15 protein-coding genes are annotated in these 17254 nt (G+C 55.5%); 3 read left to right on the top strand and 12 right to left on the bottom strand.

The genetic code is table 11. The features are described 5' to 3' along the window. Positions 1-23 precede the first annotated feature (23 nt). From DSD30_RS11295 to DSD30_RS11260, 8 genes are all read right to left on the bottom strand, one after another. Positions 24-1124, bottom strand: coding sequence for a glycoside hydrolase family 3 N-terminal domain-containing protein (locus DSD30_RS11295; RefSeq protein WP_157967658.1), 1101 nt, complete (start codon positions 1122-1124; stop codon positions 24-26). Positions 1125-1268: 144 nt separating this feature from the next. Next, positions 1269-2249, bottom strand: a complete 981-nt coding sequence (hisG, locus tag DSD30_RS11290) for an ATP phosphoribosyltransferase (RefSeq protein ID WP_114009809.1) — start codon at positions 2247-2249, stop codon at positions 1269-1271. 11 nt (positions 2250-2260) lie between these two features. After that, positions 2261-3403, bottom strand: a complete 1143-nt coding sequence (locus tag DSD30_RS11285; protein WP_114009808.1) for an ATP phosphoribosyltransferase regulatory subunit — start codon at positions 3401-3403, stop codon at positions 2261-2263. Positions 3404-3463: 60 nt separating this feature from the next. Further along, entirely contained in the window at positions 3464-4951 is a 1488-nt protein-coding gene (gene hisS / locus DSD30_RS11280; RefSeq protein ID WP_114009807.1) for a histidine--tRNA ligase, read from the bottom strand. A 293-nt stretch (positions 4952-5244) separates the two neighbouring features. Beyond that, complete coding sequence (locus tag DSD30_RS11275; protein ID WP_114009806.1) at positions 5245-6072, bottom strand: mechanosensitive ion channel family protein; 828 nt, start codon at positions 6070-6072, stop codon at positions 5245-5247. Positions 6073-6240: 168 nt separating this feature from the next. Beyond that, on the bottom strand, positions 6241-6891 hold the full coding sequence (locus DSD30_RS11270; RefSeq protein WP_114009805.1) for a DNA-3-methyladenine glycosylase I: 651 nt from the start codon (positions 6889-6891) through the stop codon (positions 6241-6243). A 130-nt stretch (positions 6892-7021) separates the two neighbouring features. Beyond that, the gene (locus tag DSD30_RS11265; protein WP_114009804.1) at positions 7022-7810 is read right to left on the bottom strand and encodes a hypothetical protein; all 789 of its coding nucleotides are present in this window, start codon (positions 7808-7810) and stop codon (positions 7022-7024) included. A 167-nt stretch (positions 7811-7977) separates the two neighbouring features. Next, a complete protein-coding gene (locus DSD30_RS11260; protein WP_114009803.1) occupies positions 7978-8703 on the bottom strand; it encodes a protein phosphatase CheZ in 726 nt (241 codons plus the stop codon). A 449-nt stretch (positions 8704-9152) separates the two neighbouring features. Between DSD30_RS11260 and DSD30_RS11255 the strand changes: the two genes are divergently transcribed. Together DSD30_RS11255 and DSD30_RS11245 are read left to right on the top strand one after the other, a co-directional pair. Beyond that, positions 9153-9938: a DUF2927 domain-containing protein gene (locus DSD30_RS11255; protein ID WP_114009802.1), complete on the top strand. Its 786-nt coding sequence runs from the start codon at positions 9153-9155 to the stop codon at positions 9936-9938. Positions 9939-10233: 295 nt separating this feature from the next. Further along, positions 10234-10962, top strand: coding sequence for a L,D-transpeptidase (locus tag DSD30_RS11245; RefSeq protein WP_114009800.1), 729 nt, complete (start codon positions 10234-10236; stop codon positions 10960-10962). Between the two features lie 204 nt (positions 10963-11166). On the opposite strand, the gene DSD30_RS21880 is transcribed toward DSD30_RS11245, so the two are convergent. Beyond that, a complete protein-coding gene (locus tag DSD30_RS21880; RefSeq protein ID WP_157967657.1) occupies positions 11167-12483 on the bottom strand; it encodes a GGDEF domain-containing protein in 1317 nt (438 codons plus the stop codon). A 416-nt stretch (positions 12484-12899) separates the two neighbouring features. On the opposite strand from DSD30_RS21880, the gene DSD30_RS11235 reads away from it, so the two are divergent. Beyond that, positions 12900-13289, top strand: coding sequence for a c-type cytochrome (locus tag DSD30_RS11235; RefSeq protein WP_114009798.1), 390 nt, complete (start codon positions 12900-12902; stop codon positions 13287-13289). A 142-nt stretch (positions 13290-13431) separates the two neighbouring features. Here DSD30_RS11235 and DSD30_RS11230 read toward each other — a convergent pair whose 3' ends face one another. The 3 genes from DSD30_RS11230 to DSD30_RS11220 form a co-directional block, all read right to left on the bottom strand. Then, positions 13432-14019, bottom strand: a complete 588-nt coding sequence (locus DSD30_RS11230) for a GNAT family N-acetyltransferase (protein ID WP_114009797.1) — start codon at positions 14017-14019, stop codon at positions 13432-13434. A 288-nt stretch (positions 14020-14307) separates the two neighbouring features. Continuing rightward, entirely contained in the window at positions 14308-15744 is a 1437-nt protein-coding gene (locus DSD30_RS11225) for a TRAP transporter large permease subunit (protein ID WP_114009796.1), read from the bottom strand. Next, on the bottom strand, positions 15741-16835 hold the full coding sequence (locus DSD30_RS11220; protein WP_114009795.1) for a TRAP transporter small permease subunit: 1095 nt from the start codon (positions 16833-16835) through the stop codon (positions 15741-15743). The genes DSD30_RS11225 and DSD30_RS11220 overlap by 4 nt, the downstream gene beginning before the upstream one ends. Between the last annotated feature and the right edge of the window lie 419 nt (positions 16836-17254).

The raw sequence follows: 17254 nt of genomic DNA, 5'->3' as shown, positions 1-17254 counted from the left end.
ACCCTCGGCTTGGTCAGCCTTCATCAGGTTGAGCGGGAGCGCTGGATCTTGTCTGCCGACTGGAAAATCCGACCTTCCTGAATGCGCCCCTCGCGGATGGCCGAGCGGATCCAATCGACCGCTTCGGACGGGTGATCCGGGTCGGGCTTGAGACTGTTGGATAAAAGCAGCAAGTCATAACCCGCTTCCACTGCTCTGAGCACCGCTTCACGGGGTTTGGCGACCTTGCGCACTGCTCCCATATCGAGGTCGTCAGTCATGGTCAAACCCTTGAATTGCAGGCCCCGCTGTAGCACATCCCGGATCAGGGTCCTTGAAAAGGTGGTCAATTCACCATTGTCCTGCTGGGAAATCCGTACATAGAGATGGCCGGTCATGATCATGTCGGCCAGCCCCTGTCGGACCAGCAAGGAGAAAGGTTTCAACTCCTCCGGATCCCAACTGTCGCGAATGTCGACAAAGCCGTTATGGCTGTCCTTGTTGGACAGACCGTGGCCGGGAAAGTGCTTCAGGGACGTGTTGATGCCATAGCGGCGATGGGCGCGGATGAAGGCAGCCGCATAGGCGACAACCGTATCAGCATCAGCGCCATAGGCGCGCAGGTTGCGGCCTATGACAGGATTGTAGGCGCGATGAAGATCTGCAACGGGGCCCAGATTGAGCGTGAAGCCCATTTTGGCCAGTTCGCGGGCCGCCACTCCATAAAGTTTTTCTGCACCCGCCACATCTCTTGTCTGGGCGACACGCAAGGCAGACGGTAGACGCGTGAAGCCCTGCTTCTCGCGCAGGCGCTGAACAGCCCCACCTTCATGATCAACGGCAATATGGGTGACCTTGGCATTGTGAAACAGGTTGTTCAGCCCCTGCACATCACGACCCGAGCCAATATTGCCCGAGAGATAGACGACTGAAGAGGCCCTGCCCTTTGCCACATGATTGGCAATGGAGCGGGCAAAACGACCCTTGGCGCTCTTGCCGGAAAAGCCGATCATGATCAGACGCCCAATCGCCCGATCCAGATCAGCGGCATTGACGATGTCGGCCTTGATCAAGGCAGGCGCAGCAAGAGAACCGGCAGCCAGTTGCAAGGCCCGACGACGAGAAAGCAAGAAAGGCTGCTGCATGGATAGGTCCGCTGTTTGTGCCCGATGGATCCGCTTGGACGCGTCAAAACCAAGGCACAGGCGTGCCTGCATGATTCTGACGAGCCGATTTCGCTTCCCTTGAAGCCAGAGCTTTGAGTCGAAATCAAGGCCTCGGCAAAAAGCCTAGTCGTCGAGGCGCGCGATCAGGTGATCAAACAGCGGATTGGAGGCTTCGAAAATATAATCGAGGCTTTTGACCGACACTTCCGTCGCCCCCAAAGCCCTGAGGCGTGCGGCGATCGGATAGACCGAACCTTCGGGCGCATGCAATGTGACGAACCCTTCCCCATGGCCGAGCGGCGCATAGGCATTGGCGTCGGCAAATTCATCACAAATCTGCTGACTGACAGAGGCGGCATCAAAATGGGCGGCGGTGATTTCGCGCCGGGTGCGGGCAGCTTCCTCGGCCTGTATCCGATCAAGAATTTCGCTCAAGGCAAGGCGGGCCTCTTCCGACCAGTCCGTTGTGAGGGAGGCGACCAGATTGGCCTCGGAGCGCAAGATGACACCATCATCCAAGATCTTGAGATTGTTGGCTTCAAGGGTAGAACCGGTCGAGGTGATGTCGACAATCACGTCTGCGGAGCCTGCCGCCGGCGCCCCTTCGGTCGCGCCAAGGCTCTCGACGATCTTGTAATCGACGATCCCGTGGCTGGCAAAGAAGCTGCGGGTCAGGTTGATATATTTGGTCGCGACCCGCAGGCGGTGACCATAGCGGGCGGGCATGTCGATGGCGACGTCGCCCAAATCTTCCATGGTGCGGACATCAATCCAGGCCTTGGGCAGGGCTATCACCACATTGGCATGACCAAAACCGAGCTTGATCAACAGATCGACATAGCGCTCCGGCGTGGTCAGATGCTCGCGGATCAGATCCTCGCCCGTCACCCCAAGATGGACGGAACCGGCCTTCAGTTCCTTGGCAATTTCAGAGGCTGACAGGAAGGCGATTTCGACATTGTCGATGCCTTTGAGGTGACCGCGATAATTGCGTGCTCCGCCGGGACGGGCGACTTTCAGCCCAGCACGGGCGAAGAAGGCGTTGGCGTTTTCTTGCAGGCGGCCTTTGGAGGGCACGGCGATGATGAGAGGTGACTTGCTCATGATAATCTTCCCTAGCCCTCAGCTTTGTTCAAACGATCCAGCCAGATCACAAACCCGATGGCAGGCAGGGCCTCGAGCGAAAGGTTTGCATCAACGCGCGGGGCCAACAGGCCCAGCAGGCGATCATAGCGACCGCCACCGGCAACCGGGCTGGCTTCGTCTTCAAAATTCAGCTCGTAATTGAAGCCGGAATAGTAATCGAGGCGGCGGCCGAAATCGGCCTTGAAGCAGATGGGTGCGTCGGAAGCAACAGACGCCTTGATCGCTTCAACGCGCTCTGCAAACTGGCTCAAGGCGTCTCCCAACGGATTGCCTTCAGCCGCATCAAAGGCTTGCAACTGAGACAGGCTGTCATCAAGCGAACCGGAAATGGCGAGATAGCGAGAGATGGTGTCGATTTTCCCAGCGTCCCAGCCTGCATTGGCTGCCAGCTCGGCCTTTTCCATGTAACGCTCTGCAATGTCGCCGACAGAGCGTCCGCCAACCGCGGCAAGACCGGCAATGTCGAGCATTTCCTCGACCGCGTCGCGCACGGCGGCAGGATCCTTGCCTTCAAGAATACGGGCAAGACCGGCAGAGGCTTCCTGATCATCCGCCCCACCCTGAGCCAGACGCTTGAGCATCTTGTCGAGCAATGCCCGGTCGCCGAACGCCCCTTCAAGGCGACGCTGCCAGACGGTTGGCGTTTCCAGCGCCGTCAACAAGGCCGAGAAGAGCGCATTGTCGCCAATGGTGACAATCGGGGTGCGGTTCGACAGGCTTTCGACAAGCTTCAAGGCCCCGGTGAGGCTGTTGGCGTCAAAGCTAACACCACCTTCAGGGTCGAACTGTTCAAGGCCCGCCTGCCAGCTTTCGCCGGGCAGATCGTCACCACGCTGGCGGAAGACCGGACCAACACAGGCATAATTGGCAACTTGATCAATCGGGGCCGAGGAGAGATGGTGCAGGCAGGCCGGAATGGTGAATTCGGGCCGCAGCGCCATGGCTTCGCCATTGGCACCGGGGGCCACATAGAGCCTGCGACGGATGTCTTCTCCGATCAGATCGACAAAGACATCGGCATGAAACAGCACCGGCAGATCGATTGCGGTGGCACCTACGGCTGCAAATTGCTCGGTCAGCTCGGCCCGCATGGCATCGGTCATATAGGTCATGTCATCTCCTTACCCGGTTGCCCGGGGATCTTGGCGGCCCCTGTAGCCGCTGAGCCGAATTCACCCGGCAGCGTTGGCTGCAGCGCGGTCGGCGGCTTGGTCGGCCAGCATCTTCCTGACGGTATCCACCAGATCGGCAGTGGCCACTTCGACCTGTGCCGGGCGGCTTTCGCGCCAGGTGGCATTGTCCTCGATCTCGGCGGACAGGCGCTTGCCCTCTTCAAGATCCTTGATCTGAACGATGCCTTTTTCTTTCTCATCTGATCCTTGAATGATGGCCAGCGGACAATCGCGCTTGTCGGCATATTTCAGCTGATTGCCGAATTTCTTCCAGTTGCCCTGATAAAGCTCTGCCCGGATGCCTGCGGCACGCAGGTCCTGCACCATTTTCATGTAATGGCCGAGGCTTTCCACGTCGCCATCCATGACGGTGACCAGAACCGGGGCAACCATTGGGTCATTGCCGAGTTTGCCGAGATTTTTCAGCGCGGTCATCAGGCGGGAAACGCCGATGGAGAAGCCGGTTGCTGGCACATCGCGGCCAACGAAGCGCTTGACGAGGCCATCATAGCGACCGCCGCCGCCGACAGAGCCAAACTGAACCACTTCGCCCTTTTCGTTGGTCACATCAAACAGCAATTCGGCCTCATAGACCGGGCCGGTATAATATTCGAGGCCACGGACGACAGATGGATCAATCAGGATGCGGTCCTTGCCATAGCCGCAGGCATCGAAAATTTGCTGCATGACTTCGAGTTCGCGGGTGCCGTCATTGTCCATTTCCAGCGTGCCTTCAGTGAAAGCAATCACTTTCTCGACATTCTCGGCGCTAAGGCCTGCGCCCTTGGTGAAGTCGCCGGACTCATCCTTGCGGCCTTCGCCAAGCAAAAGGCGAACCCCTTCGGGGCCGAATTTGTCGAGCTTGTCAACCGCCCGCAGCACCATCAGGCGGGCTTCGACATGCTCATCGCCACCAAAGCCGATTTCGTCCATCACGCCATCAAGCACCTTGCGGTTGTTGACGCGGATGACATAGTTGCCGCGTTCTATGCCCAAGGCTTCCATCGTGTCGGCCATCATCATGCAGGCTTCGGCATCGGTCTGGACGCCCGGCGCGCCGACGGTATCGGCATCGAACTGCATGAATTGGCGGAAGCGGCCCGGCCCCGGCTTTTCGTTGCGATAGACATAACCGACGCGATATGTGCGGTATGGCAGCTGGATTTCGTTGATATTTTCCGCGACGTGACGGGCCATTGGCGCGGTCAGATCATAACGCAGGCTCATCCATTGCTCGTCATCATCCTGCACGGAGAAGACACCGGCATTGGGGCGATCGGTGTCGGGCAGGAATTTGCCCAGACAATCGGTATATTCGAAGGTAGGCGTCTCAATCGGGTCAAAGCCATGATGCTCATAGACGGCCTTGATCTTTGCGAGCATGTCTTCGGTTGCGCGAATGTCTTCGGCAGTCCGATCCACAAATCCGCGCGGCAGGCGGGCCTTGAGCTTGTTGGGCTTTTTCTTGTTTGCCTTGTTCTGGGCCATGATTGGACGTCACTTCGTTCGGGTTGAAAGAGGTTCAGGCTGCCTTTGTTGGAGCGGCGAAAACTTGCCAGATCCACAAATGCACCCTGTTCGGTCTCTTCCCTAGCCCATCACTCAAGGCGCGACAAGGTTTTAGCCAGAAACAATTGGCGCAAAGACCCGTTTTTCTCTCGCTTGTCGACAAGCATCATCACTTTGCCGTATCAGCAAAAGGTTGCGCAGACATGACAAAGGCAGCGCCTCAAGGCGCTGCCTTCGCAATTCGAGAAGTCGGTGAAAGGCTCTCGGGCCGGTCAGCCTTGCTGTGCTTCGCCTTTGGCCTCTTTAAGGACTTCAACCTGATGGGGATAGGGAATGGAAATATTATTGGCATCAAAGGCTTCCTTGGTGGCCTTGATGAAGGCGAATTTCAGTTCCCAATAATCAGCCGCCGCGCACCAGAGGCGGACCGTCAGATCGACCGAGGAATCCCCCAGATTGGTCACCCGCACCCATGGGGCAGGCTCCTGATGGACGCGCTCATCCGCATTGGCCAGATCGAGAAGGACTTGCATGGCCTTGTCCATATCGTCGTCATAATCGATGCCGAAGACTAAATCACAGCGGCGGACCGGATGAGCGGAATAATTGGTGACAATCGATCCCCATGCTTTGGAATTGGGCATGATGATCTGCACATTGTCCGGCGTCGCCATCTCGGTCACGAACAGATTGATATCCTTGATCGTGCCGGCCGTGCCGCCAATGTCGACATAGTCGCCCATTTTGTAATGGCGAAAGATGATCAGCATAACGCCAGATGCCACATCGCTCAAGGTGCCCTGCAAGGCAAGACCAATGGCCAGAGACGCTGCACCCAAGACCGCGACAAGGCTGGTTGCCTGAAACCCGAAAAGCTGAAGGACCGCGATGCCGACAAAGGCCAGAATGAGCCAACGAACCATAGACGAGGCGAAACTGACAAGGGTCTGATCAAAGCGGCGTATGCGCGAAAGGCGATTGCGGACAATCCGTCCGGCCATTCCAGCCACCAGATAGCCAATGATCAGGAAGGTGAAGGCCTTGACGACATTGATAATAAGGGGTGCATAGGCCCCCAGTTCGTTGATCAACTCATTCATGCTAAAACTGCTTCTGGTTTGAACGATGTGTTACCTTGCTGATCCGATCAGTGAACAGAGGGAGTTGTCGATCGCAACAGCAAAGTAGATTTACCTACAGTCTTATATCAAATACAGAGCAAAGCAAATGGTTGCATTGCCACAGGCCTCAAAACCGGCTTTGGGTGATCAGGCCGCATTGGGCCGTGTGAAGCTGTCGCGTTCACCCTCGATCACGTCACGACAATAGCAGCCTTCAACATGATCATTGACCAGTCCCATGGCCTGCATGAAGGCATAAATGGTGGTCGGGCCGACAAAGGACCATCCACGCTTTTTCAGATCTTTGGAAATGGCTTTCGAAATGTCGGTTTGGCTGAGCTTGACCAGTTCTTCATAGATCGGGCGGTCTGGACGATCTGAGGCACCGGGTTCATGGGCCCAGAAATAGGCTGCCAGCGAGCCGAACTCGCGGCGCAATTCCTGCGCCCGTTTGGCATTGTTGATGGTGCTTTCAATCTTTTTGCGGTGACGGACGATGCCCGCATCGGCAAGACAGCGCTCAATGTCGGCCTCGGAGAAGGCTGCCACCTTGTCCATGTCGAAATTGGCAAAGGCGGCGCGAAAATTCTCGCGCTTCTTGAGGATCGTGTACCAGCTCAGCCCTGACTGAAAGCCTTCAAGGCAGATCTTCTCGAAAAGAGTCCGGTCATCGGCAACCGGGTGGCCCCATTCGTCGTCATGATAGGCCTGATAATCGGGCTTACCACCGTGCCACCAGCATCGCGCCTTGCCATCTTCACCGATGATCAGTCCGTTGTCTGCCTGTTGATCTGCCATTGTGCTTCCCCCGCTCAATCAGCGCACACGTTCCGTCTTTGTTCTTATTGTGATTCCGCTATGGAGTCAATCAGGCGCACGCGCGGACCGAACGAGATCGACGCAGGGCGGACCGTTGATGCACTTGGTGCTATTCCGAGGGGGCTTGCGGGACGTTGATGGGCGCCGCCTCATTGGCTACGGATCGCATTGCCTCATAGGCAGCGACCCATGCTTCATCCGGCATCTTGGGACATGGACGATAGGTCTTGTCATAGTCGACCAGGCGCGGCAAGAAGGTCAGATCCGATCTATCGGTTGGATCGCTTTTGAGGAAGCCCATCTCCTCGAAGGTGAAGGCGATCCGACCATCATCGGTCTTGGCAGTCACCGCTTTCTTGAGTGATTGCCCCGTTTCCTGCCCGCCAATGAAGGACAAGGTTCCCTTGCCATCAAAACGGAACATGCGCATCGGAATGAGCGTATAGTTGGGAGAGGTGAAGGCGTAAACATAGCGCAGGCTGTTGGCATTGCCAGCATCGTCGAGGGTGGCCCTGTTGTTGGCGTCGCTCTGCTTTTCCCGCACACGCATGCCCACGGCCCGCAGAACGGCATGCGACATGGCAAGGCGGTGATAGAAGCCATCAAGGCCCTCAACCGCATCATTCAAGCGGTAGGCCAGCGACTTGTGCATCACATCATCGACCGGCCATGGGTGAGACCCGTCAGGAAGCGGAGGCCAATAGTCTTTTGCTCGCTGTTTCACGTCTGCCAGATAGGCTCGATATTGTTCATTGGTGACCGGGCCAAAACTGCACGCGTCCTGATCCGATTCCCGATAGAGATATGGCCAGGCAATGTTGGCCATATAAATGATCAGGATGAGGGACAAAAGAAAGCGGGGAAGAAGCGATACCAAACGCTTGGCAAAAGGCGGCATGTCAGTCTCCGGTGGTCAAACAGCACGTCCGGGCACGACCAGTATGGTCTTGTCTGGGCAAGAGGAAGCTTGTTTCTTTCTGCTTCTTCCGAGACGGAACAAACAACAAAAAAAGCCCAAGGGTATAGTCCCTAGGGCTTTTAGACCATTTTTTGCAGATTGTGAACTTAGTCGAACAGGGCGTCGATGTCGTCCTGGCTGGCCACACCTTCTTCGCCCCCCAGAGCCGGGCCGTTGAGCAGTGCGTCGTCGCCGGTCTTGGCCAACGGATTGTCCACTTCGATTTCCTGGAAGTGGTCGATGCCGCCCCAGATTTCCATCATGCTGACGATGCGCTCTTCGATGAAGCGCAGAACGTTGACCACCTTGGTGATGCGCTGGCCGGTGAGATCCTGAAAGTTACAGGCCTCGAACATCAAGACAACGCTATCCTGAATTTCATGAGTCCATTGGTCTTCTTCACCGGTCAGAACCTTGGACAATTTGTTGGCATTGTCATCGATCGTCTCGGCTGCGGCCAAAATCTGCTCGGTCGCCTGCTCGGTGCCCTGCACAATGGCGTCAAGTTCGTCGGTGACCCTGTTCATCTCTGCGGAATGCAGGCCATTCACATGCAGGGTGGCAATTTCGCGCTTGGTTTCGGCGATGGCTTCATAGATTTCGTCCATCTCCTTTTTCAATTTCAGCGCTTCATTCATCTCGGTGCGGTAGGTCTCCACCAGATTGGTGTTGAGTTCCTGAGCCGGCTCGATCAGGGAGCGAAGAGCTGCCAGCTCTGCCATGATCTGGTTGTGCTGCTCACCCGTCATCGCCGAATTGGCTGCTGAGGTTTTTTGTGGCAAGGCATCGCCCAGAATTTGTTCGATTCGAAATGGTTTCGTAGCCAACGCCATTTCCACTTTACTCCCACAGATCATACTTCGGATGCGCTCCGCCCTATTAATAAGTAGAAAAACTTAGTGAGCGGCCGCACTATTTTCATCAAGGGTAATCCTTGCGTTGCAGAAGTCTATCTTGGCTTTCGTTAAGATAGGGTTTTTGGAAACTGAAAAATGAAATTTTTATCTACCTGTATTCGTTGTAGAAATCTTGCTGCTTTTCTCACTCCTTGCCATCGACGCAAAGATTGTCACTGTGGTGCCATATGTGCTGTTTGCTTTCTGCAAGACTAACAAGCAAAGAGAAGAAACCGGACCGACCCCTGTCGGATTTTTGATTGGGCTGGTGACTGGCTTTTTTTCGGTCTGTTGGATAGTGTCTTTTCCAGTCAGACAGACAGCCCTCCCTGGATGGGTTGCAAAGTCCGTCCAAATGCGACCGATATTCAGTAAGACATGCCCAGATGCTCCGATTGTTCGACAGATTGCCGTTCCCTTTTGCCATGCTTGTGATTGGTGCCAAGCGGATGGCATGCATCATGCTGGCTGCTGCCTGCCTGACCCTGTCGGTTCAAGGGTCTGTTTTGCACGCTGCGAATTTTGCCGACACCGATATCGCCGACGGATTTTACAAGACGGTGTTCGGGGCAGAAATCCGGTCCCTTAGCTGGGGAAGCCAGACGAACCGGGTCAAGAAATATGTCACACCGGTAAAGATCTGGATCGACAATCGCGCCCGGCTCAATCGACTGAAGACAGTCAGGCAGTTTGTGCGCAATCTGCCCAGACAAATTCCCGGACTGAAGGTTCGCTTTGCCCGGACTCCTAAGGATGCAAATTTCCGTATTTATATAGTCGATGCCAAAGATTACGAGGAAACGGTGCGGTATGAGGTGTTTGGCCAGGCCAACATGGAGGTGCCGGGGCAGTGCATTGTGCGGGTTCTGTCCCGCAGATCGGGCATCTTGCGTTCGGACGCGGTGATCGTATCGGATCAGGGCCTTTCCCTGTTTCGCCGCTGCATGGTGGAAGAAATCCTGCAAGGACTGGGGCCCCTGAACGACGATGCAAGCCTCATCCACTCCGTTTTCAATGATACCAGCACGTTTGATCACTTTACCCGTTACGACCGGCTGATCATGAATATGCTATATAATCCGGATGTTAAACCGGGCATGACCTTGAGGCAGGTGCGTCCAATGACCCCTCGCCTGCTTAAAGAAGCCAAACGGATCGTTGGCGCGCGCTAAGCCCTCTGACCTGCAAAGTCGCCTCATCCTGACAGAGTGTTTTGCTCCGCTCAGTCTGGATCACGCGCGCCGGATTGGTAAAGAATATTGGTAAATTTTTCCTTTTTTTACACTTTCTTTACGCTGACTCCATTCAGGCATCCAAGCAAGCTTTTGTTTACCTTTTTGTTTGGTTTCAAGCCTACACTGAGATCCATAATTCGGGAGCATTTTTTGAATTTTGCTCCATAAGTCAGCTATTCGCCCCGGCCGCTCAGTCGCCGGATGACGTCGATAATGTGTTGTGAGTCTGTCGATGAAGCGTCTTGTTTATTCTCTTTGTGCTGTTGCACTGAGCAGCGGCGGTGTGATTTCCACGCCCGCTGATGCCACTTCCCTGCGCTATGCACCGCCACCGCCGGTGATGCTGAGCGCTGACCGGATCGATCCATGGATCATGCAGTTGCGTCCCGGTCAGGTCCGCGCCGTTCCAACAGAGGTGCGGCCAAAGGTCAATCGCAAGCATTATGCCTCCGTACCGCGTCAAGGTCGGACACAGGCGCTGTCGGCGAAAAAGACCAAACGCCGCGCTCCCACCATTGATCCACGTTTCTTGCCCACAGTGGTCGATTATCAAGGCCCGCACAAGCCGGGGACCGTGATCGTCAATACCAATGAGCGCTATCTCTATCTGATTGAACGGGACGGCACAGCCCGCCGCTATGGCGTTGGTGTCGGACGTCCCGGCTTCGAATGGGCGGGCGCCCACAAAATCACCCGCAAGGCCGAATGGCCAAGCTGGCGGCCACCGGCAGAAATGCGCGCCCGTCAGCCGGGTCTGCCTGAATTCATGGAAGGCGGTCCACGCAATCCACTTGGTGCCCGCGCCCTCTATCTGGGGTCCACCCTGTACCGAATTCACGGCTCCAACGAGCCCTGGTCCATCGGCCAGGCGGTCAGCTCCGGCTGTATCCGGATGCGCAATCAGGATGTTCAGGACCTTTATGAACGGGTCGGTGTCGGCACCAAAGTGGTGGTCATTTAAAACCGCCCCTTCAATAGCATTTATAAAGTCAAAAAAGTTGAGAGAGAGATCCACATTGGATCTGTAAACTGGGCTTCCTTCGGGAAGCCCTTTTTTTGCGACGGTTTCAAAAAAAACGCCCGCATCCGATCTCACGGACCGACGCATAGGCATCAAAGCTACGGTCCAGCCGCAGCATGGAACAGTCAAACCGGTTGAGTGGGATCAGATATCGAGTTCGATGAAGGAAACCGAACGCAGGCGCTTGTCATGATACATGCGGGCATCGGCAAGGGTCGTCAGCGAAGACATGGAGCCATCGCCTTCGAAGAAGTGGACCACCCCCATGCTCAGGCCGAAGGACTCGAACCCCTTCTCGGCCAGCGATTGCTCGACTTCGTTGATCTTTGTGCGCAGGTCCTCGGCCTCGAGCGCCCCGGCACGCGGGAAAATCTGCACGAATTCATCGCCGCCCAAACGGAAGACCCGGCTATCAGGGTCGATTTCGGACAAATGCTGCGCCACAAGGCGCAGGGCACGGTCGCCTTCTTCGTGCCCCAGACTATCATTGATCCGTTTGAAGCCATCAACATCGACCAACATCACGATGGCATTGCGCATGGCATTGGGATCGAACATCGCAAGAACCGGTGAATCCTTGGTTTCGAAAGCCATGTCATCAAGGCATTCCTGCAAATAGGCTTCACAGGCCCGGCGGTTGCCTTTGCCTGTCAGGGCATCGGTATTGGCTTCAGCGACCGCAACCCGCGCCTCCAACTGGGCATTGTCAGCCTGAAAGAAGGGGCCATACAGAGCTCGCACTTCGCGCAACAAGGTTACGGTCTCATGAACATTGCCCGGTTCGTGATCATCAGCCAGAAGCGCAAAGCCAACGCATTCCTTCTGCATATCCTTGAGCGACACGCCAACCAGATGCCTGATGCCCAGTTCCTCAGCCAACTCGTGCCGGGCGAAGCATTTCGAAATGGCACTGGTGGTGATGATCGAACTGCAGAAGTCCATATCATCGTCCGGCGCGATATCGGGGATGATGCCCGAGCGGATTTTATCGCCGTCAAAAGCCACATCAAAGGTCACCGCTCCGACCTCGGGATCCTTGGTCCCAATAGCAACCCATCGGGAGGTAACAAATTTGCGCAAGACCTGCATGGCAGCCAGACTTGGTGTGACACCATCAACCACCTGACGGCTGAATTCTTCGCGCAGTCGCTCGATGCGCTCAACCAACTGGCAATCCTGACGGAAAATATAGGCGGTGTTGGACCCGACCGGATGGCAGGACACAGTCCAGCCTTCCAGTGAGTTGTCGGCAGCAGGTTCCCAGCACTGATCGTGGCCGCCGCTCCCGTTCACCTTGCCATTGTGGTCAAGAACATGATTCTGGAGGAAATCCGGCAAAGAGGACATGGACGCGTTGCGATAAATGACGCTGCCCGCAGCGGACACAATCATCACCCCGTCACTCATTCTCTCGAAAATCGCATAGAGATCCATTTCAGGAACCCGCAATGTCGCCGTCATTCTGTCGTCCCCACTTGACATGCTTGCCTTAACTATCGCGGGGAATTGATAAAATCTCATTAAACAGGGGCAATTATACATACATGCCCTGAAAAGTTGCGCAGCGCTTGGGGTGACAAATCACCAAGAAGCAACCCAAAGTGTCGATTTTCATGAACAAATTCTTGCAACAAACACAATATATGGTGCGCATAGGCGCCTGTGGGTATCTACGTAGAAGTTCCCCACAGCTTCCCCATGCCAAAGTCGCATCTCGGCATGCTGACGCAGCGACAATTTGCCGCGAAGGAGAAAAAATGTTGCTTTTGATGTTTGTCATTAATCCAAGCATGCAATTGATGCGATATAGAAATGAAGTGTTCGGGGTCGAGGATGGATAGGGGCCTGAACGACAAACTCTTACAAAGGACCAAAACATGAAGCGTCTCGTTTCCGTTGCCGCGATCGCGGTACTTGCAATGACCGGTGCAGCCCTTGCTGAAGGCGATGCCAAAAAAGGCGAAAAAGTCTTCAAAAAGTGCAAAGCCTGCCATCAGGTTGGCGAGAAAGCCAAGAATAAGGTCGGCCCGATCCTCAATGGCATTGTTGGCCGCAAGATCGCATCTGTCGAAGGGTTCAAATATTCCAAAGCCTTCACCGAGAAAGCTGAAGCCGAAGCGGATTTTGTTTGGAACGCGGACAATCTGCACGCTTATCTGACCAAGCCCAAGAAATTCATCAAAGGCAACAAAATGGCATTTGCTGGTCTGAAGAAAGAAAAAGACCGCGACAATGTCATCGAGTATCTCAAAGGCTTTGCTGAATAAGCAGCCTTGATCGCCTGCCCGACCGGGTGCAGGCTCGATCTGACAAGACCCCTCTGGCCTCGCTGTGCCGGAGGGTTTTCTTTTTGGCCTCACATGGTGCGCTTGGCATTGTCTGTTGCAAGAGCAGTGTCTCGTGGAAGGGTCAGGCGATGGATTTGAGGGTCAGGCGCGTCCGCAACTGACGCAGATCACGCCAGAGCCACCCCTTTTCTCGAAACGCGATGCGTCCATTGACAATCTCGACCCGCTTGCCTTGCTCCTCACCGCCGATGGCCTGATAGAAATTCTCCGCCTTGTCATTGCCGCCAACCATCCAGAGGCCGGCCATAGCATAGCCTGCATCAATCAGTCGCTCGGCCAGTCCCGCGAAAAGCTGCTTGCCAAAGCCTGCACGCTGGCGTTCGGGATGGATGTAGATCGCATAGATTTCCGCGTCGGCATCAATTTCCGATCCTTCCCGATCCCCTTTGCGCATGGGGCCGGCAAGACCATAGCCGATCAGATGTCCTGCCTCTTCCAGTACCAGGGCAATGAGACCGGAGGTCGTGTCTTCCAGCCAGTCGCGCCAATGGGGAGCTTCAGCCCGGGCGTCCAGACTGGCCAGCGCACTGTCCGGCATCAATCCGGCATAACTATCCCGCCAAGTGATCACTTTAAGCTCGGCGATGGCCATTGCATCGTCCGAAGTGGCAGGGCGTATCGCAATGGCATCAAGGGCGGTCTTTTTCATCTGGTCTACCGATATTCTCAATCTTAAGGGAATGGATGAGAAAGCTGGATCCGTGCCCACGGTCTGCCCAACACGAGACGCGCGTCACGCACGAGATACGCAGATTGATATGGTATGGGATTTCGAAACACTGGCCCGGTTTCCGGCATCAGTTGGGTAGGCCAGGGAGGTTTTGTTCACTCCCCAGCCTGACCCGGCCCCCTCGCAATTCGACGGTGCATCGCTGGCGGCGACGCAACTATCAGCATGATATCTCGTTCGAATTGGACACAGAGGTCCGGCGCGCCATCACTGTATCAAGAGCGAAGGCAGCCACAGTACGGTTTCAGGCCTGATCAGACAGGCCGCCAACCCAATCAACTGAAGCATGATGAACAATAGCAAGCTGATCGGGCCAGTTTGAGTCTTTCTGAGGTCCGGCGCAAGTGTTTTTATAACCAATTCGCCATTTTGCTTGGCGTAGGTGACCAGCCCCGAGATAAGGGAGAGCCACAACAGGGCTGCGAACCAGAGCTTCGCCTGAATGATTATCTCATTCGCCGTCAGCAAGTTAGATGGTTGGATTGAGGCCAGCCGGGTGCCAATGCCGGCCCATTTGGGCGTCAGAAGGCTGTTGAAATCCATATGCGTAAAAATGGGCATCAGCAGGGGAACCACCATCACCGCCAAGATCAACCAGTCCAAAACCAGCCCCAGCAAGGCCAACGCTGCCAAAAGGGCAATCAGGGCCAGCCATGGTTGCGGCCCGCTATCAGGCGGCACGATAAGCGATGCCAGTTGCTCCAGCCTCAGCGCGCCACCAAGATCCAAATAGACCATATGAAAACTGTAGGCAGCAATAAGAATGGCCGCGACGGCCCCTGCGGTCACCGCCGCCCGGTTCATCACCTGCAACAGAAGGCTCGGCCCCAAACGCCCATGACAAATGGCAACCAGAATGAGACCGAGAGAGAGAATGGCAAGGGTCGCAAAGAGGGACACCCGATATTGCGTTAGCAGGATGAGCGCACCACCACCCAACAGAAGCGGCGGCAACAAACGCGTCAGCATGGAAAATCGGGACGGCTTTCTGCCTGGAGGCGGCGCGCCCTCAGGATAGCCGGTGGCACCGGAGAGCCAGTCCTGTTTGAGAGTCTGATGGCCCAACTCAACCCACATACCAAGGATCCAGTTGGTCACATAAAGACCCACCAGAACGAGAGCGATGGGCAACAAGCCAAGGGTTAAAAACTCGGTTGGTATTTCAAACGTCCGCGCCAGGACGATGCCGAGCACGGCTCCGGGGACAAAGAGTGTCATGAAGATCGAGCGTTCCGGAGCTTGAGGCTTGCTGGATTTTGGTCGTGAATTCCGGAGTCGGTGCGGTTGAGCTGCTGCATTGGCCCCTGAACAGGGCAGTTGGAACTGGCTTTTGAGCGCGTGGGAGAGGCCGGCCATCTGCCCGGTTTCGATCATCAGTTCGCAGAAGAACAATAACAAAGGCAGAGCAAGCAACGCCGGATCGAGCAGGATCTGGTTGAAAATCTGGGCTGGAAGGCTGTGATAGTCGGCAAGATGAACAAGCCCGGACAGATCACCAAACAGAGCAAACAAAAAAGCCAGACCACCAAGAATGAAGGCGATCGGATAGCCGGTCAGCAGCATCAGCAATGCGGCAATCAACAGCAAGTCCGGCGCGTGGCTTTGCCAGATTGGCAGAAGTGTCTGAACGGACGCCTCGATCATGCCAACTGTTCTCCGGACGAATGTTGTTTGGTCGATTGATCTTCGTCCAGTTTTGTTTTGGTTCTAGCCGGGTTGACCCGCCCTTCCGACCTTGAAGGCACAGCCGACGGCTGGTCACCTTTTCCGGTTGACCCTGAAACAAGCTCCAGATGGGTCGCCGAACGCTTGACCAGATAGTGGGGGCCGTAAAGGAAGATCAGCGAGCGCAGAATGAGACTGAGGCCCGCCAGCCCGAGGAGCAGGAACGCTGCGGGAAACATGATATAGAAGCCCCATTGCGGCACCGACAATCCGGGCAAGAGAGCGTCGAGCGCCATGGTGACCGCACTTTGGTCGCGCGCCAAGGTCGCATGGGCCCAACCAGCCTCAGCCATCACCCAACAGGCAGGCAGCAACAACAGCAGTGATCCGACAATATCGAACCAGGCCTGTATGCGAGGAGACTGCTTCTGGCGTATCAGAAGATAGCGATGATGAACATTGCCAACACAGGCCGCCGCCATGCCACCAAGCATGATAATGGCACTGAACCAGACAAACATCTGGATTTCCGGTCTGGCGGACAGCATCGGTGCATCCTGCCAGGACACCAGATTGAGCGGCAATTGATCGACCGGCTGAGTGGCGGTGGAAGCAAAATAGAGGGGAAGGATCAGCAAGGGCAGATAAAACAGGGCCGACAAGCGAGCAAACCCGGTGATCACACTTTCAATATCCCCGCTTGCTTCATAGGCGCTGAAACGGGCCCCACCGGGATGCTTGCGGCAACTGATCATAAACACCAATGCCGCGATGAATAGCGCACCAAGCAGAGCTGCAATGAAATGAACCAGATTGCCCAGATCCATGGTGACGCCATGGGGTGAGCCAAAGCGATTGATCACCGCCTGAAGGCCAAGAGGATGGATCGCGAACACTTCCGCGCCAATCAGAAAAGCGAGTAACAGGAAGATCGGTCTCGCCTTGCGGATGACCGCGACAAACGCCAACAGAGCAGCCAAAATGAAAGCAAAAGCCACCAGATCCGGGCGCAGAACAAAACATGCCAACGCAGCCACCACAGACAAAAGGGCGCAAATCAAGCCGGTCATCTAAGCGTTCCCCCTTTCGCTCTGGTCATTGGTTGCGTCCGATAGGGATGCGCCCCATCAGCAATTCCTTCGCGCAGCATGACACAACAAAAAAGCAGACCGCACCCAACCACATCACAAAGGTCATCATACTTTGCAATGGCTTGGGATCAATCATTCGTCCCTTTTTCGGCCTGACAATGCCGCCTATCAAGTTTGACACAGATTGCGACATTTCGGTTCATGCTAATCACTTTTGTGCAGCATTTTGTTTAGACATTGTTAACGACGCCCCCTCTCAACAGATGCTTTTGCCGATGGCAACTCCTGATGCCCATCACCGGCTTGAGCCATGGGTTCAGCATCGGGCTACAGGGCTTGCTTGCGGCAGGATCATCCGGCATGGAAGGTCGCGGTGGGACACGCAGTTGAGGCACTCA

The sequence above is a fragment of the Cohaesibacter intestini genome (assembly GCF_003324485.1).
GTDB lineage: Bacteria > Pseudomonadota > Alphaproteobacteria > Rhizobiales > Cohaesibacteraceae > Cohaesibacter > Cohaesibacter intestini.
The sequence above is the reverse complement of the archived record's forward strand: the minus strand, read 5'-3'. Positions and strand labels throughout refer to the sequence as shown.

What these genes read in the sequence shown, in the direction of transcription:
- hisG (WP_114009809.1), bottom strand. Translation starts at nt 2,249, where the DNA reads ATGAGCAAGTCACCTCTCATCATCGCCGTGCCCTCCAAAGGCCGCCTG.
- DSD30_RS21880 (WP_157967657.1), bottom strand. Translation starts at nt 12,483, where the DNA reads ATGACGGCGACATTGCGGGTTCCTGAAATGGATCTCTATGCGATTTTC.
- DSD30_RS11285 (WP_114009808.1), bottom strand. Translation starts at nt 3,403, where the DNA reads ATGACCTATATGACCGATGCCATGCGGGCCGAGCTGACCGAGCAATTT.
- DSD30_RS11230 (WP_114009797.1), bottom strand. Translation starts at nt 14,019, where the DNA reads ATGAAAAAGACCGCCCTTGATGCCATTGCGATACGCCCTGCCACTTCG.
- DSD30_RS11235 (WP_114009798.1), top strand. Translation starts at nt 12,900, where the DNA reads ATGAAGCGTCTCGTTTCCGTTGCCGCGATCGCGGTACTTGCAATGACC.
- DSD30_RS11275 (WP_114009806.1), bottom strand. Translation starts at nt 6,072, where the DNA reads ATGAATGAGTTGATCAACGAACTGGGGGCCTATGCACCCCTTATTATC.
- DSD30_RS11265 (WP_114009804.1), bottom strand. Translation starts at nt 7,810, where the DNA reads ATGCCGCCTTTTGCCAAGCGTTTGGTATCGCTTCTTCCCCGCTTTCTT.
- DSD30_RS11220 (WP_114009795.1), bottom strand. Translation starts at nt 16,835, where the DNA reads ATGACCGGCTTGATTTGCGCCCTTTTGTCTGTGGTGGCTGCGTTGGCA.
- DSD30_RS11270 (WP_114009805.1), bottom strand. Translation starts at nt 6,891, where the DNA reads ATGGCAGATCAACAGGCAGACAACGGACTGATCATCGGTGAAGATGGC.
- DSD30_RS11295 (WP_157967658.1), bottom strand. Translation starts at nt 1,124, where the DNA reads ATGCAGCAGCCTTTCTTGCTTTCTCGTCGTCGGGCCTTGCAACTGGCT.
- DSD30_RS11245 (WP_114009800.1), top strand. Translation starts at nt 10,234, where the DNA reads ATGAAGCGTCTTGTTTATTCTCTTTGTGCTGTTGCACTGAGCAGCGGC.
- DSD30_RS11225 (WP_114009796.1), bottom strand. Translation starts at nt 15,744, where the DNA reads ATGATCGAGGCGTCCGTTCAGACACTTCTGCCAATCTGGCAAAGCCAC.
- DSD30_RS11260 (WP_114009803.1), bottom strand. Translation starts at nt 8,703, where the DNA reads ATGGCGTTGGCTACGAAACCATTTCGAATCGAACAAATTCTGGGCGAT.
- DSD30_RS11255 (WP_114009802.1), top strand. Translation starts at nt 9,153, where the DNA reads ATGCTCCGATTGTTCGACAGATTGCCGTTCCCTTTTGCCATGCTTGTG.
- hisS (WP_114009807.1), bottom strand. Translation starts at nt 4,951, where the DNA reads ATGGCCCAGAACAAGGCAAACAAGAAAAAGCCCAACAAGCTCAAGGCC.